The organism is Nocardioides thalensis, assembly GCF_013410655.1.
GTDB lineage: Bacteria > Actinomycetota > Actinomycetes > Propionibacteriales > Nocardioidaceae > Nocardioides > Nocardioides thalensis.
This window is the reverse complement of the sequence record NZ_JACCFP010000001.1, coordinates 2,196,138-2,211,583: the sequence shown is the minus strand read 5'-3', so window position 1 is coordinate 2,211,583 and position 15,446 is coordinate 2,196,138. Positions and strand designations below refer to the sequence as shown.

Sequence of the window (15,446 nt, the reverse complement as noted above, 5' to 3'; positions counted from 1 at the left end):
GTGATGCCCGTGGACGGCCCGACGACGAGCGACGACTCCTCGCGCTCGACTCGCGTGCTGACCATCCCCAACGCGCTGAGCGCCGTCCGGCTCGCCGGCGTACCGCTGTTCCTGTGGCTCGTGCTCGGCCCGGAGGCCGACGCCTGGGCGCTCCTCGTCCTCGTGGTCTCGGGCATCACCGACTTCGCCGACGGATGGCTGGCGCGCCGGCTCGACCAGCAGTCGGTGGTCGGGCAGATCCTCGACCCGGTCGCCGACCGGCTCTACATCCTCGCGGTGGTCGTCGGGCTGATGCTGCGCGACATCATCCCGTGGTGGCTCGCCCTGTCGCTGCCGCTGCGCGACCTCCTGCTCTGGGGACTGGTGCCGCTGCTGCGCACCCGCGGCTACAGCGCGCTGCCCGTGCACTTCCTCGGCAAGGCCGCCACGTTCAACCTGCTCTACGCCTTCCCGCTGCTGCTCCTCGGCGACGGCGACGGCGTCGTCGCCCTGCTGGCGCAGGTCGTCGGGTGGGCGTGGGCGCTGTGGGGCGTGGGGCTCTACTGGTGGGCCGGCGTCCTCTACGCCTGGCAGGTCCGCAAGCTGCTCGCCACGACCGACCCTGTGGTGAAGCGCCGGTGACAGACGAGCCGACCCGCGAGCCCGACCTGCTGGACCGGGCGCGTACGCCGCTGCTCACCCTCATCACCCGCGAGTCCCTCGACCAGGACTACATCACCGTCGCGAAGCGTGGGCCGCGCGACCCGGACGCCGCGCCGCGCTCGATCGGGCGGGTGGGCGTCGTCGCCGTGGTCGCCCTGTTCGGGGTGCTGGTCACCGTCGCCGGCGTGCAGACCTCGCGCAACGCGGCGGCCACCGACGCCTCCCGAGAGTCGCTGATCGAGCGCATCGAGGCCCGGCGCGAGGCGCTCCGCAACGCCCAGGCGCGGGTCGCCGACCTGCGGGCCGAGAACACCGTGAAGGAGGCACGCCTGCTCGAGGTCAACAACGTCCACAACGACGTGCTCGGCGACCTCCTGGCCCTGGAGGGGCAGACCGGTTTCGCGCCGGTGTCGGGCGAGGGCATCGAGATCCGGCTCGACAACCCCGAGCTGGCCGACGAGAACTCGATGATCCGCGACTCCGACCTCGCGCTCCTCGTCAATGCGCTCTGGGAGGCGGGGGCCGAGGCGGTCTCGATCAACAACCAGCGCATCGCGGTGGTGTCCGCCATCCGCAACGTCGGCCCGGTCGTCAAGATCAACCACATCGGGCTCGCGCCGCCCTACACGATCCTGGCCATCGGCGACCGCTCGACTCTTGCCTCCGAAGCGCTGCTGGAGACCGCGAGCGGCCTGGCGTTCTCGTCGCTCGCGACCCAGTACGGGTTCACCTACACGACGGACAACATGGAGGAGATCCAGATCCCGGCTGCGCCGCCGCAGCTCCGACGGCTACGGTCTGCGGAGCAGGAGAGCGAGCAGGAGAGCGAAGAGGACGCCGGACGTGACCGGCTGGAGGGAGAGGGTACGTCGTGATCGCGGTCCTCGGCCTGCTCGTGGGCGTGGTGCTCGGGCTGGTGTTCCAGCCCGACGTGCCGCTCGGGCTCGAGCCCTACCTGCCGATCGCGGTGGTCGCCGCGCTCGACGCCGTGTTCGGCGGCCTGCGCGCCCACCTCGACAAGATCTTCGACGACAAGGTCTTCGTCGTCTCCTTCGTCAGCAACGTGGTGATCGCGGCGGGCATCGTCTACCTCGGTGACCGGCTCGGCGTCGGCGGCCAGCTCTCGACCGGAGTCATCGTCGTGCTCGGCATCCGGATCTTCACCAACGTCGCCGCCATCCGGAGGCACGTCTTCCATGCCTGACGAGGAGCCGACCGGCGGCAAGCCGGTGCGCACCCAGGTGGTCGTCGCCGTGCTGCTCGGGCTGCTGGGCTTCGCCGCCGTGACCCAGGTGCGCGCCAACGAGACCGACGACAGCTATTCCGGGCTCCGCCAGCAGGACCTGATCGACGTGCTGGCCGCGCTGGCCGTCACGCGGCAGCGGGCCGAGGAGGAGGTCGCGCGGCTCGAGGAGGTGCGCGAGGACCTCAGCGACGACACCAGCCGGCGCGAGGCCGCGCTGGAGGAGGCGCAGGACCAGCTCGACGACCTCGGCGTCCTCGCCGGCCTGGTGCCCGCCACCGGCCCGGGCATCCGGCTCACGATCACCGAGGTCGACGGCACGCTCTCGCTCGCCTCGCTGCTCGACACCGTGCAGGAGCTGCGGGCGTCCGGAGCGGAGGCGATCCAGGTCAACGGCACCGTCCGGGTCGTCGCCCAGAGCTCGTTCACCGAGGTCGAGGGCGGCTTCCTGATCGACGGACAGCTCGTCTCCGGGCCCTACGTGATCGACGTGATCGGCGACCCGACCACGCTCGACGGTGCGATCGACTTCCAGCTCGGGCCGAGGGACCAGATCGAGGAGGACGGCGCCCAGGCGGACGTCGAGAAGCTGACGTCGATCGACATCAACGCCGTCCGCGAGCCGACGCAGGACGAGTACGCCGTACCCGAAGAGTGACCCAGTAGCCTTCCCCCGACCCACCCACCACCGTCGCCGCGAGGAGAACCAGAGCCGTGTATCCCGAAGACCTGTCGTACACCTCCGAGCACGAGTGGGTGCGTGACCCGGGCGAGGCGCCGGGCTCGGTGCGCGTCGGCATCACCGACTACGCCCAGGAGGCGCTCGGCGACATCGTCTACGTGTCGCTGCCCGAGGTGGGCGCGACCGTGACGGCCGGCAGCCCGTGCGGCGAGCTGGAGTCGACGAAGTCGGTCAGCGACATCTACGCGCCGGTCTCCGGGGAGGTCGTCGGCGTCAACGAGGCGCTCGACGCGACGCCCGAGCTGGTCAACTCCGACGCGTACGCCGGCGGCTGGCTCTTCGAGATCGTCCCTGCCGAGCGCGACGAGCTCGGCCAGCTGATGGACGCCGCGGCCTACCAGGCCCAGCTCGACACCTGAGCCTCCGGCCCGGTGTAAGTTCGTAGTAGCCCGCAAACCCTAAAGGAGTACTTGATGCCGTTCTGCACCGCCTGTGGCCGGCAGAACCCCGACGACGCCCGGTTCTGCTCGCAGTGCGGCACCCGTCTGGTCGGCGCCGACTCCGAGGCCACGCAGATGGCGACGCCCGAGCCGTCCGACGCCACGGCGACGATCCAGTTCGGGGTGGGGGAGAAGGTCGAGACCTCCGACCGGGCGCTCAACCCGGTCGACGCAGCGGCCGTCGACGCGCTGCCGGTGGGTCACGCCCTGCTCGTGGTGCAGAAGGGCCCGGGTGCCGGCAGCCGCTTCCTGCTCGACCAGGACGTGGTCAACGCGGGCCGTCACCCCGACAGCGAGATCTTCCTCGACGACGTCACGGTCTCGCGGCGGCACGCCACGTTCACCCGTGACGACCAGGGGCGGTTCACCGTCGCTGACGCCGGCAGCCTCAACGGCACCTACGTCAACCGCGACCGGATCGAGTCGGCCGCGCTGGCCGACAGCGACGAGGTCCAGATCGGCAAGTACCGGCTGGTGTTCTTCGCCGGCCACGAGGGCGCCTGAGCGGTGCGGCGCTGATGGGGGTCGCGCCGGAGCGGTCCGGTTCGGAGCAGAACGGGACGCTGCGCAACATCGGACAGGTGCTGGAGCTGCTGCGCCCCGACTTCCCGGGGCAGGTCAGCATCCCCAAGATCCGGTTCCTCGAGGACAAGGGCCTGATCAAGCCCGAGCGCACGCCGGCCGGCTACCGCAAGTTCTCCGACGCCGACGTCGAGCGGCTGCGCTACGTGCTCCGGATGCAGCGTGACCACTACCTGCCGCTGAAGGTGATCGGCGAGCACCTCGACGCGATCGACCGCGGGCTCGAGCCGCCGCCGCTCGACCCGGTCGAGCCGACGGTGCCGGAGGTCGCCCGCGACGCCGACGGACTGCCGTCGCCCGAGACGTTCCGCAGGGTCGACCGGATCCGCCTCTCGCGCAAGGAGCTGCTGAAGCGCGCGGGCATCGAGGAGGAGATGCTCGGCCGGCTCGAGGAGTTCGGCCTGGTCGCGGCCTCGCCGACGGGCCACTTCGACACCGACGCGCTGCTCGTGGCCGAGACGGCCCGCGAGCTCGCCGAGTTCGGCTTCGAGCCGCGGCACCTCCGGGCGTTCAAGACCGCTGCGGACCGAGAGGTCGGGATGGTCGAGCAGGTCGTCGCCCCGGTCCGCCGCGGCCGTGACGCTGCCGCGACCGCCCGGGCGGAGGAGGCCGTCAGCGAGATCGCCGCGCTGTCGGTCAAGCTCCACGCGACGCTGGTGAAGGCCGGCCTCCGCCGTCTCTGATCGCCCGTCGCGCGCCGCGCTACTGTGAACGCATGCGCGAGGTGGACGTCATGGGAGTACGGGTGGAGATGCCCTCCAACCAGCCGATCGTGCTGCTCCGGGAGGTCTCCGGCGAGCGCTACCTCCCGATCTGGATCGGGGCCGTGGAGGCTACGGCAATCGCCTTCGCCCAGCAGGGCGTGGTGCCGCCGCGGCCGCTGACCCACGACCTGATGAAGGACATCCTCGACGCGACCGGGAGCCCGCTGGACCAGGTCCGGATCACCGACGTGCGCGACGGCGTCTTCTTCGCCACCCTGGTCTTCGCCTCCGGCGTGGAGGTCAGCGCCCGTCCGTCCGACTCGATCGCGCTCGCGCTGCGCACCGGCACGACGATCTACTGCGCGGAGGAGGTGCTCGACGAGGCCGGCCTCGCCGTACCCGCCGAGCAGGAGGACGAGGTCGAGAAGTTCCGCGAGTTCCTCGACCACGTGTCGCCCGAGGACTTCGAAGCGACCGAGTGAGCGGCGGGTGTCGAGTCTCAACCTGAACTTGAGGGTCAGACTTTTTCCGACACGCGCAGCGACATCTTTGACCGAGCCTCACCTGCCGCCGTACCTTGAATGACATGAACGAGATGCCGCCGCGCTCGGCGCAGACCTCCGCTTCCGACGAGGCCGCCGCAGTCGCCGAGGAGCAGGGGCTGCTCTTCACCGACGACGTCTCCCCGCTGCCCAGCGACCTCGGCTACCGTGGCCCGACCGCGTGCAACGCCGCGGGCATCACCTACCGCCAGCTCGACTACTGGGCCCGCACCGGCCTGATCGAACCGAGCGTGCGGGGCGCGGCCGGTTCGGGCTCGCAGCGGCTCTACAGCTTCCGCGACATCCTGATCCTCAAGATCATCAAGCGGCTCCTCGACGCGGGCATCTCGCTCCAGCAGATCCGCACCGCCGTCGGCCACCTGCGCGAGCGCGGCACCGACGACCTGACCCAGGTCACGCTGATGAGCGACGGTGCCTCGGTCTACGAGTGCACCAGCAACGACGAGGTCATCGACCTCCTCCAGGGCGGCCAGGGCGTGTTCGGCATCGCTATCGGCGGCGTGTGGCGCGAGATCGAGGGCACCCTCGCCGAGCTGCCCAGCGAGTCGGCCACCCACGAGCCCTCGGAGCCGGTCGCCGGCGACGAGCTGGCGGCGCGGCGGGCTGCGCGAACCGCTGGCTGACCCTGTAACCTGGGGTCGCTGTTGATCCCGCACGGGAGAGCAGGCTTACCTGCGCCGAAGGGGCAATTCCTCCCCGGAACCTCTCAGGCACACGGACCGTGCGGACCAGGCAACTGTGGAGCCGCGCCGGCGCGGTGACAGAGGGGGAGGCTCGATCAGTCGATCCCAGGAGCCGCTCCCGTCATGAGTTTCCCGTTCGCCCAGCGCCACATCGGTCCCGACGAGACCCAGGTCGCGACGATGCTCGACCGCCTCGGTCTCGCCTCACTCGACGCGCTGATGGACGCAGCGGTGCCGAAGTCGATCCGCACCACCGACGCACTCGGCCTGCCGCACCCTGTCGACGAGGAGACCGCCGCGGCCGAGCTGCGCGCGATGGCGGCGGCCAACGAGCCGGGGGAGTCCCTGATCGGACTCGGCTACCACGGCACGGTCACGCCGGCCGTCGTACGGCGCAACGTGCTCGAGGACCCGAGCTGGTACACCGCCTACACGCCCTACCAGCCGGAGATCTCCCAGGGCCGGCTCGAGGCGCTGATCAACTTCCAGACGATGGTCGCCGACCTCACCGGGATGGCGCTCGCCGGCTCGTCGCTGCTCGACGAGGGCACCGCCGCCGCCGAGGCGCTCGCGCTGGTGCACCGGGTCAACCGCAAGGCGGAGGGCCCGTTCGTGATCGACGCGGACGCGCTCCCGCAGACGATCGACGTCGTGCAGACCCGCGCAGCGGCGCTCGGGCTCGAGGTCGCCGTCGCCGACCTCGACGCGCTTCCCGACGGACCCCTTGCCGGCGTGCTGATCCAGTACCCGGGCGCGAGTGGCCGGGTCCGCGACATCGCCCCGCTCATCGCCGCCGCGCACGACCGCGGCGGGCTCGCGGTCGTCGCCGCCGACCTGCTGGCGCTGACCCTGCTCGAGTCGCCCGGCACCCTGGGCGCCGACGTCGTCGTCGGCTCGACCCAGCGCTTCGGCGTCCCGCTGTTCTACGGCGGCCCGCACGCGGGCTTCATGAGCGTGCGCGAGGGCCTCGAGCGTCAGCTGCCCGGCCGCCTGGTCGGCGTTTCCATCGACGCGGAGGGCCGCCCCGCCTACCGGCTGGCGCTGCAGACCCGCGAGCAGCACATCCGCCGCGACAAGGCGACCTCCAACATCTGCACCGCGCAGGTCCTGCTGGCGGTGACCGCCTCGATGTATGCCGTCTACCACGGGCCGGCGGGGCTGACCCGGATCGCCCGCGAGGTGCACGAGATCGCGGGCCGCGCGGCGGCGTCGCTCTCCGCGGCGGGCTTCGAGGTGCTCACCGACTCCTTCTTCGACACGTTCCAGGTGTCCGCGCCCGGCCGGGCAGCGGAGGTCGTCGCGGCCGCGCGGGCCGAGGGGCTGCACCTGCGGCTCGTCGACGCGGACACGGTCGGGCTGTCGTTCGGGGAGACCGCGCGGGAGGGGACGCTGGCGGCCGTGCTCGGCGCCTTCGGCGCCTCGCCGGCCGAGGACGTGCCTGCTTCGCTCCCTCGCGAGCTTCTGCGAACCACGGAGTTCTTGACCCACCCGGTCTTCAACACCCACCACAACGAGACGTCGATGCTCCGCTACCTGGCGAAGCTCTCCAACCGCGACTACGCGCTCGACCGCGGGATGATCCCGCTCGGCTCGTGCACGATGAAGCTCAACGCGACGACCGAGATGGAGCCGATCTCGCTGCCCGGCTTCGCCGGCCTCCACCCGTTCGTGCCGGGCGACGCGGCCTCGGGCTACCTCCAGCTGGTCAACCAGCTCGAGGAGTGGCTGGCCGAGGTGACCGGCTACGACCGGGTCTCCATCCAGCCCAACGCGGGTGCGCAGGGCGAGTTCGCCGGCATGCTCGCGATCAAGGCGTTCCACGAGGCCAACGGCGACGTCGAGCGCGACGTCTGCCTGATCCCGTCGTCGGCCCACGGCACCAACCCGGCGTCCGCGGTGATGGCCGGCATGAAGATCGTCGTGGTGAAGGCCGCCGACGACGGCACCGTGGACCTCGACGACCTGCGCGCGAAGTGCGAGCAGCACAGCGACACGCTGGCCGCGATCATGGTGACCTACCCGTCGACGCACGGTGTCTACGAGGAGACCATCACCGAGCTGTGCGACATCGTCCACGAGCACGGTGGCCAGGTCTACATCGACGGCGCCAACTTCAACGCGCTCCTCGGCTACGCCAAGCCGGGCGAGTTCGGCGGCGACGTGTCCCACCTCAACCTGCACAAGACCTTCTGCATCCCGCACGGCGGCGGTGGCCCGGGCGTCGGCCCGGTCGCGGTGCGATCGCACCTGGCGCCGTACCTCCCCAGCCACCCGCTGCACCCGGAGGAGAGCAAGCGCGAGGGCGTCGGCGCGATCAGCGCGGCGCCGTACGGCTCGGCCGGCATCCTGCCGATCTCCTGGGCCTACGTGCGGATGATGGGCGGTGCGGGCCTCACCCGGGCCACCGCGGTCGCCGTGCTCTCCGCCAACTACGTCGCGGCCCGCCTCGGCGAGCACTTCCCGGTGCTCTACCGGGGCGAGTCCGGACTGGTCGCCCACGAGTGCATCCTCGACCTCCGCGGCATCACCCGCGACACCGGCGTGAGCGTCGACGACGTCGCCAAGCGCCTGATCGACTACGGCTTCCACGCGCCCACGATGTCGTTCCCCGTCGCCGGGACCCTCATGGTCGAGCCCACGGAGTCCGAGGACCTCGCCGAGCTGGACCGGTTCTGCGACGCGATGATCGCGATCAAGGGCGAGATCGACCGGGTGGCAGCGGGGGAGTGGGCGATCGAGGAGTCGCCGTTGCGCAACGCCCCGCACACCGGTCGCGCGCTCGTCGGCGAGTGGGAGCGGCCCTACAGCCGCGAGGTCGCTGTCTACCCGGCCGGCATCGACCCCGACAAGTACTGGCCGCCCGTGGCGCGCATCGACCAGGCGTACGGCGACCGCAACCTCGTGTGCGCGTGCCCGCCCGCCGACGCGTACGCCGAGTGATGGGGGCCGCGTTCTTCCGTCGCACCGGCGACCACTACGAGCCCCTCCATCTCGCGGAGAGCATGTGGGGCAGGGGACAGCTGCACGGCGTGGCGGTCGGTGGGCTGCTGGCGCGCGCCGTCGAGGAGGCCGTGGCGGAGGCGGGCCGCGCCGAGCTCGTGCCGGCGCGCTTCCACGTGGACCTGTTCCGGCCGGCGACGATGCTGCCCACCTACGCGTCGGCCACGATCGTGCGTACCAGCAGGCGGCTCGCGCTCGTGGACGCCCAGGTGGTCCAGGACGGATCGCCCGTCGCCCGCGCGACGGCGTCGTTCCTGCTGCCGACGGAGGCGCCCACCGGGAAGGTGTGGTCGGGCGCCGACCGCGCCACGGTGCCCCCGCCGTCGGTGGTGCCGGAGTCCGACGAGCCGCGCGTGCCCTACTTCGCCAGCCGCAACGGCTGGTCCGACAACTTCGGCGAGCACCAGAACGACGGACGGCACACGGTGTGGCACACCGGCGTGCCGATGGTGGTGGGGGAGCGGCCCACGCCGTTCCAGGCCGTCGCCTCGATCGGCGACACCGCGAGCATGGTCACGAACTGGGGCACCGGTGGCGTCGAGTACATCAACACCGACTACAGCCTCGCGCTGAGCCGGCCTCCGGCCGGACTCGAGATCGGGCTGCGCGCGGTCGACCACGTGGCGCACGACGGGATCGCGGTCGGCACCGCGGAGGTGTTCGACCGCTCGGGCACGATCGGGAGCGCCACGGTGACCGCGCTCGGCAACGCGCGCCGCGCCGTCGACTTCGGGCACGACAGCGGGGAGTCGCACGCGGGCAACCCCGGAGCCTGACGCCTCAGGCCCGCTTGCGGTCGTCGTCGACGATCTCGGCGTCGACCGTGTCGACCTCGAAGAGCAGCTCCTCGCGCTCGATGTCGGCGATCGCCTCGAACTCACCGCTAGTGAGTGCCTTCGGGGCCAGGTCGATGGTCGCGGGCGCCGGGATCACCGTCGACTCGTCCATCCGGTCGAGCTTGCGTGCGGTCACGAGCACGCGGGTCTCCAGGGAGCCGGCGAAGCTGTTGTAGCTCTTGATGGTGCTCTCGAGGGACCGGCGCAGCTTCTCGGCGTGCTCGGCCATCGTGACGATGCGCCGGTAGAGCTCGCGACCGAGGTCGAACAGCTCCTTCGCGTCCTCGGTCAGCACGTCCTGGCGCCAGGTGAACGCCACGGTCTTGAGGATCGCCCAGAGGTTCGCGGGCGTGGCGAGGACGACGCCCTTGCCGAAGGCGTACTCCATCAGCGAGGGATCGGCCTCGAGGGCGACGCCGAGCAGCTGGTCGTTGGGGATGAAGGCGACCGTGAACTCCGGGCTGGCGGGCAGGCCGGTCCAGTAGTTCTTCGACGCCAGCGCGTCGACGTGGCTGCGGACCTTCTTGGCGTGGTCGACGCGCAGCTGCTGGCGTCGCGCCTCGTCGAGGTCGGCGCGGCTGGCCTCGATGAACGCGCTGTAGGGCGCCTTGGCGTCGATGGCCATGTGCTTGCCGCCGGGCAGGTTGATCACCATGTCGGGCCGCCGCGCACCGGAGTCGGCCTCGATCGACCGCTGGAGGTCGAAGTCGACCCGCTGGAGCAGGCCGGCCGACTCGACGAGGGTGCGCAGCTGGGTCTCGCCCCACACCCCGCGGACGGCGTTGTTGGACAGCGCGGACGCGAGCGTGTCGGCGGCCCGCTTGGACTCGGCGACCGTGTGCTGGGTGGTGCGCAGCTGCTCGGCGAGCTCGCCGTGCTGGAGAGAGCGCTTCTGCTCCATCTCAGCGACCCGCTTCTGCATCGCCTCGAGCTGCTGGGTCACCGGCGTCAGGGTCTTGAGGACCTGGACGTGGCCCGACTCGGCCCGCTCGCGGTCGGCCGCCTCGCGGCGGTGCTGGGCTAGCAGCTCCTGGTGCTGGGCGCGCGCGTCGGCCAGGGCGGCACGCAGCTCGTCGAGCGACGCGAGAGCCGAGGCGAGCTCGGCCTGGACGGCGGCCCGCCGGCTGCGCTCCTCGTCGCGGACCTCGGCCAACGCCTGCGCGAGCACCGCGTCGCTGCGAGCGGCGGCCACCTCGCCCTCGTGCCGGACGGCCGCCAGCTCCTGCTGGTGGCGGACGAGCTGCTCCTGCCGGCGGGCCTGGCCGGCCATCCGGGCGGCCATCCAGCCCACGAGGACGCCGATGGCGAGCCCGACGAGAAGCAGCACGATCTCCATGGACGTCAGTCAAACAAAGGTGCCCGACACAAACGCCGGGGCGCGCCGGACCGGCTGGCTAGACCGGGTCACATGCAAGGCAACCCTCCGGCCCCGTCGTGCGTCGTAAGGCACAACAGCGTGAACGGTCACGCTGACGAGGATCTTGGGAGGAACCATGCCATCAGCTCCGAACGTACGGCGCTCGCGGGGCATCGCGCTCGCGGCCTGCGTAGGGCTCACCGCCACCCTCGGAGCGGTCGCTCCGGGCATCACCGGCGGCGCAGCCCACGCCGCCCCCGCCGAGGACTGCGCCGAGGCGTTCCCGGTCGCCGAGGTTGCTCCCGACCAGGCCGTCCATGGGGTCACGGTCAGCAAGGGAACGACGCCCGCGGCGTTCACCGGCACGGTGCTCGGGGTGCTCGAGGACGGCATCGGGGCCGGCCGCGACATGATCATGATGGACCTGACGTCCCCGGCGATCGAGGCCGCCGGCGGGATCTGGCAGGGCATGTCCGGGTCACCGGTGTACGCCGAGGACGGCCGCCTCATCGGCGCGGTCGCGTACGGCCTGTCGTGGGGCTCCTCGCCGATCGCCGGCATCACGCCGTTCGAGTACATGGACGACTACCTCGGCCCCGCCGACGCCGCACCCGCCAGGATCCCGGTCGGCGACAAGGCCGCGACGAAGATCGCCAGGACGGGCGAGGTCACCCGCGCCCAGGCCGACCAGGGCTTCGAGCAGCTGCCGATGCGGTTCTCCATCAGCGGCATCTCGAACGCCCGGCTCACCGGCGCCCGCGACCATGACAACCGCCCGTACCTGCGGGGGCTGAAGTCGAGCCGGAGCCTGAACGGTACGGCGGCCGGCGCCGACGCGGCGAGCGTCGACACCCTCATCGCCGGCGGCAGCCTTGCGGCGGTCCAGTCGGTCGGTGACGTCACGTACGCCGGGGTGGGCACGGTCACCTCCGTGTGCGACGGCGAGCTGGTCGGCTTCGGTCACCCGATGGCCGCGATCGGCCAGGCGCAGTACGGTCTCGCGGCGGCCGACGTCGTGCACGTCCAGCCGGACTCGCTCGGCGCGCCCTTCAAGGTGTCCAACATCGGCGAGGTCGGCGGCACCATCGACAGCGACCGGTTGTCCGGCATCGCCGGCCCGCTGGGCCCGGTCCCGGCCACCACGACGTTCGTCTCCGACATCACGTTCGAGGGCGACCACCGGGTGGGGGAGACCGACGTCTTCCTCGATGACGCCCTGGCCAGCGTGGCCTTCGGCGGCATGGTGGGCAACCACGACTCGGTCATGGACTACTACGGTCCCGGCTCGGAGTCGCAGGACTGGGAGATCGAGGGCACCGACGAGAAGGGCAACGTCTTCTCGATCAGCTACAGCGACCTGTTCCAGTCCAGCTACGACATCGCCTACGACGCGTCGTACGCGCTCGCGGACACGCTCTACGTCATGTCCCAGATGAACGACGTCGCGATCACGTCGGTCACCAGCACCGCGGTCGCCTCCGACGACGACTCGGTCTACCGGGTCCGCAAGGTGGAGCAGAAGGTCGGCGGCGAGTGGGTGCTCCTCGACAACGAGGAGCGGGTCAAGGTCAAGGCGGGCACCACGCTCAACCTGCGGGCGACGCTCGTGAACGGCGGCGACCAGGTCACCGTGCCGCTCAGCTGGGCGGTCCCGAAGAAGGCCGCGGGCACCCGCGGCTCGCTCGAGGTGGCCGGCGGCGCGTGGGACTGGCTCGACGTCTACGAGGCCGACACGGTCGCGCAGATGAAGCGGATCCTCGCCAGCGACTCCGCCAACAACTCGGTGGTCGGCAGCGTCCGCCTCCGGGGTGACGGCAACCGGATCAACGCCTCGTTCGAGAGCGCCGAGGTCGACCTCGTCGTCGAGCGCAGCAAGTACCTGGACATCATCGTGAAGTAGCCCGTCACGCAGTACGTCCGTTGTGGCACGCTGAGCGCGTGCGACCGTGGACCGAAGTGCCGCCCCAGCCGGGGCGGCACTTCGTCATCACCGGCGCCAACAGCGGCGTGGGGTTCGAGGCCGCGCGGATCCTCGCCTCGCGCGGTGCGCGGATCACGCTGGCGTGTCGCAGCCTGGACCGGGGCGCGGAGGCCGCCCGGCGCATGCCCGGCCACGACAACGGGCGGATCGCCGTACGACGGCTGGACGTGTCGTCGCTCGCATCCGTGCGGGAGTTCGCGGGGGAGCTGGTCGCCGCCGGCGAGCCGGTCGACGTCCTCGTCAACAACGCCGGGATCCTCGGTGTCCCGTTCGGGCTGAGCGCGGACGGTGTCGAGCTGCACTTCGCGACCAACCACCTCGGGCACTTCGCGCTCACCAACCTGCTGCTGCCGCACCTGCGCGACCGGGTGGTGGTGACCAGCTCGCGCAACCACCACGGCGCGGTCCTCGATCTCGACGACCTCGCCTGGGAGCGCCGGAAGTACGGCGCGTTCCCCGCCTACGGGGCGTCCAAGCTGGCCAACCTGCTGTTCCTCGCCGAGCTGCACCGCCGGTTGGAGGAGGCCGGGTCGCCGGTGCGCGCGGTCGGCACGCATCCCGGCGCGACCGCGAGCCACATCGCCGCGACCAGCGCGCCCCGGTGGGCGGCGCCGGTGATCCAGTGGGGGCAGGAGCTGGTGAGCATGCCCGGCTGGCGCGGCGCGCTCAACACGGTCTACGCCGCGACCATGGACGTCCCCGGCAACACCTACATCGGACCGCACGGGCGGTTCCGGATGCACGGGTGGCCGGCTGAGGTCGGACGCTCGCGCCAGGCCGAGGACGCCGACCTGGCGCGCCGGTTGTGGGAGGTCTCGGAGGAGCTGAGCGGCGTCGGCTTCCCGCTGTGACCCGCCCGTCGGCTCAGTCGACGGTGACGGTCTCGAAGTCGATCGGCGTCTTGGGGGCGCCGTCCTCCGGGCCCATCTGCGGCGTCACGCCGGCCTTCGCCGCGTCGGCGATCAGGTCGATGGTGCCCTGGTCGACGGTGCCGAAGACCGCGTAGTCCGGCGGCAGCGCGGTGTCGCCGTAGACGATGAAGAACTGCGAGCCGCCCGAGTCGGGCATCCCGGTGTTGGCCATGGCGAGCGTGCCGGCGGGGTAGCTCTCGTCGCCGGTGAGCTCGTCGGGGATGGTGTAGCCCGGCCCGCCGGAGCCGGTGCCCGTGGGGTCACCGCACTGCAGCACCTCGAAGTTCGGCGTCGTCGTCATCCGGTGGCAGCTGGTGCCGTCGTAGAAGCCCTGCTCGGCGAGGGACACGAACGAGCCGACCGTGCACGGCTTGGTCTTGCCGTCGAGCGTGGCGTGGAATTCCCCGATCGAGGTGTCGAAGGTGACCTCGACGTCACCGGACACCGCCGGGTCGGCCGGGGGAGCGTCGACCTCGGCGGGCTGCCCGTCGGGGGCGTACTCACACGCACCCGAGGCCGACTCCTCCGACGTCTCCGAGGAGGTGGTCTCGGTCGGCTCGCTGCTGGTCTCCGACGACTCCGAGGACTCCGACGTCTGGTCGGTCGCCTCGCCGTCACCGTCCTCCTCGCCGCAGGCGGCGAGCGAGAGCATGAGTACGGCGGCCGGGATCCCCACGAGTGCGCGCTTGAGCATGCGGCCGATCGTAGAGGGCGGGTGATGACGCGAGGATCGCGGCCCGCCGTACGGCGAGCGCAGGCACCGGCGGGGGAGAGACGCGCGAGGGGCCGGTCGACTTCCGTCGACCGGCCCCTCGGCCGTGTGGCGCAGGTCAGGCCTGCATGGCCAGCGCGAACTGGGCGTTGCCCGACTCGTCGACGCCGGCGTCGAGCACCTTGTCGTCGAGCTGTGTCGCTGCCGCGGCGTCGAGGTAGACGGTGGCGCCGTTCTGTTCGACGACCTGGTCGTCGGGCTCCGCACCGGTCGCGGCGACGAGCCCGAACGACTGGTCGGGCTGGCCCTCGGCGGTGATCCTCAGTCCGGTTGCTTCTGCCTGCTCTGCGATCGACTTCACGATGGTCGTGGCGTTCTCGGTGAGCTGGAGCATGAATGCCTTCCGTAGGGTTTGGGACCCTTCCACCATTGCCGGAGCCCGCGCCTCGTTCAAGCTAGGGTGCCGCGCATGTCCTCGCCGATCGCGCGCCTGGCCGTCTTCTGCGGGTCCTCGGACGGAACCGATCCGGACCTCGTCGAGATTGCATACAATGTCGGCCGGATGCTCGGTGACCAGGGGATCGGCCTCGTCTACGGAGCGGGCGGCCGCGGGCTGATGGGCGCCGTCTCCCAGGGCGCGCTCGACGCCGGCGGCGAGGTCGTCGGCGTGATCCCACGGTTCATGGTCGAGCGCGAGTGGGGACGCGACGACCTCAACGAGGTCCACGTCGTGGAGACGATGCACGAGCGCAAGGCGCTGATGGCCGAGCTGGCCGACGCGTTCCTGTGCCTTCCCGGCGGGCTGGGCACGCTGGAGGAGATCGTCGAGGTCTGGAGCTGGCGCCAGATCGGCGTCAACGACGACCCGGTGGGCTTCCTCAACGCCAAGAAGTTCTGGGACCCGCTGCTCGCGTCGCTACGGCAGCTCGTGGACGCCGGGTTCGTGCACGGCGCCACGCTGGACGACCTGGTCGTCGCGGAGAGCCTGGAGGAGGCCCTGGGCGCACTGGGAGAGCGGGTCCGGTCCACGTAAGGTGACATAATGTCACT

17 protein-coding genes and 1 riboswitch are annotated in these 15,446 nt (G+C 71.4%); of the genes, 14 read left to right on the top strand and 3 right to left on the bottom strand.

Translation table 11 applies throughout. From position 1 onward, the window contains the following. Nucleotides 1-3: 3 nt before the first annotated feature. The 11 genes from clsA to HNR19_RS10820 all read left to right on the top strand — a co-directional run bounded on the left by clsA (nt 4) and on the right by HNR19_RS10820 (nt 9,375). Entirely contained in the window at nt 4-621 is a 618-nt protein-coding gene (gene clsA, locus HNR19_RS10870; RefSeq protein ID WP_179670204.1) for a cardiolipin synthase ClsA, read from the top strand. Continuing rightward, on the top strand, nt 618-1,517 hold the full coding sequence (locus tag HNR19_RS10865; RefSeq protein WP_179667940.1) for a DUF881 domain-containing protein: 900 nt from the start codon (nt 618-620) through the stop codon (nt 1,515-1,517). The genes clsA and HNR19_RS10865 overlap by 4 nt, the downstream gene beginning before the upstream one ends. Continuing rightward, nucleotides 1,514-1,846: a DUF1290 domain-containing protein gene (locus tag HNR19_RS10860; protein ID WP_179667939.1), complete on the top strand. Its 333-nt coding sequence runs from the start codon at nt 1,514-1,516 to the stop codon at nt 1,844-1,846. The genes HNR19_RS10865 and HNR19_RS10860 overlap by 4 nt, the downstream gene beginning before the upstream one ends. Next, nucleotides 1,839-2,543, top strand: a complete 705-nt coding sequence (locus HNR19_RS10855) for a DUF881 domain-containing protein (RefSeq protein ID WP_179667938.1) — start codon at nt 1,839-1,841, stop codon at nt 2,541-2,543. The genes HNR19_RS10860 and HNR19_RS10855 overlap by 8 nt, the downstream gene beginning before the upstream one ends. Nucleotides 2,544-2,599: 56 nt before the next feature. Next, entirely contained in the window at nt 2,600-2,986 is a 387-nt protein-coding gene (gene gcvH, locus HNR19_RS10850; protein WP_179667937.1) for a glycine cleavage system protein GcvH, read from the top strand. Between the two features lie 54 nt (nt 2,987-3,040). Beyond that, nucleotides 3,041-3,571, top strand: a complete 531-nt coding sequence (locus HNR19_RS10845) for a zinc-ribbon and FHA domain-containing protein (protein ID WP_179667936.1) — start codon at nt 3,041-3,043, stop codon at nt 3,569-3,571. 14 nt (nt 3,572-3,585) lie between these two features. Beyond that, complete coding sequence (ftsR, locus tag HNR19_RS10840; protein WP_179667935.1) at nt 3,586-4,332, top strand: transcriptional regulator FtsR; 747 nt, start codon at nt 3,586-3,588, stop codon at nt 4,330-4,332. A 32-nt stretch (nt 4,333-4,364) separates the two neighbouring features. Then, nucleotides 4,365-4,835, top strand: coding sequence for a bifunctional nuclease family protein (locus tag HNR19_RS10835; RefSeq protein ID WP_179667934.1), 471 nt, complete (start codon nt 4,365-4,367; stop codon nt 4,833-4,835). A 113-nt stretch (nt 4,836-4,948) separates the two neighbouring features. Then, entirely contained in the window at nt 4,949-5,539 is a 591-nt protein-coding gene (locus HNR19_RS10830) for a MerR family transcriptional regulator (RefSeq protein WP_179670203.1), read from the top strand. A gap of 22 nt (nt 5,540-5,561) precedes the next feature. Continuing rightward, a riboswitch (glycine riboswitch) is annotated at nt 5,562-5,648 on the top strand. Nucleotides 5,649-5,722: 74 nt separating this feature from the next. Continuing rightward, nucleotides 5,723-8,539: an aminomethyl-transferring glycine dehydrogenase gene (gene gcvP / locus HNR19_RS10825; protein WP_179667933.1), complete on the top strand. Its 2,817-nt coding sequence runs from the start codon at nt 5,723-5,725 to the stop codon at nt 8,537-8,539. Further along, nucleotides 8,509-9,375 (top strand): thioesterase family protein, encoded by an 867-nt coding sequence (locus HNR19_RS10820; RefSeq protein ID WP_343047146.1) that lies wholly within the window; start codon nt 8,509-8,511, stop codon nt 9,373-9,375. The genes gcvP and HNR19_RS10820 overlap by 31 nt, the downstream gene beginning before the upstream one ends. Before the next feature lie 4 nt (nt 9,376-9,379). On the opposite strand, the gene HNR19_RS10815 is transcribed toward HNR19_RS10820, so the two are convergent. Continuing rightward, nucleotides 9,380-10,771, bottom strand: coding sequence for a DNA recombination protein RmuC (locus tag HNR19_RS10815; RefSeq protein ID WP_179667932.1), 1,392 nt, complete (start codon nt 10,769-10,771; stop codon nt 9,380-9,382). 157 nt (nt 10,772-10,928) lie between these two features. Here HNR19_RS10815 and HNR19_RS10810 point away from each other — a divergent pair, with 157 nt between their 5' ends. Together HNR19_RS10810 and HNR19_RS10805 are read left to right on the top strand one after the other, a co-directional pair. After that, entirely contained in the window at nt 10,929-12,692 is a 1,764-nt protein-coding gene (locus tag HNR19_RS10810; RefSeq protein WP_179667931.1) for a SpoIVB peptidase S55 domain-containing protein, read from the top strand. Between the two features lie 38 nt (nt 12,693-12,730). Further along, nucleotides 12,731-13,624 (top strand): oxidoreductase, encoded by an 894-nt coding sequence (locus HNR19_RS10805; protein ID WP_179667930.1) that lies wholly within the window; start codon nt 12,731-12,733, stop codon nt 13,622-13,624. A 13-nt stretch (nt 13,625-13,637) separates the two neighbouring features. Here HNR19_RS10805 and HNR19_RS23175 read toward each other — a convergent pair whose 3' ends face one another. Further along, nucleotides 13,638-14,378, bottom strand: a complete 741-nt coding sequence (locus tag HNR19_RS23175; RefSeq protein WP_179667929.1) for a peptidylprolyl isomerase — start codon at nt 14,376-14,378, stop codon at nt 13,638-13,640. A gap of 136 nt (nt 14,379-14,514) precedes the next feature. Beyond that, nucleotides 14,515-14,790, bottom strand: coding sequence for an iron-sulfur cluster biosynthesis family protein (locus tag HNR19_RS10795; protein ID WP_179667928.1), 276 nt, complete (start codon nt 14,788-14,790; stop codon nt 14,515-14,517). A gap of 75 nt (nt 14,791-14,865) precedes the next feature. Between HNR19_RS10795 and HNR19_RS10790 the strand changes: the two genes are divergently transcribed. Then, nucleotides 14,866-15,429 (top strand): LOG family protein, encoded by a 564-nt coding sequence (locus HNR19_RS10790; RefSeq protein WP_179667927.1) that lies wholly within the window; start codon nt 14,866-14,868, stop codon nt 15,427-15,429. Nucleotides 15,430-15,446 lie beyond the last annotated feature (17 nt).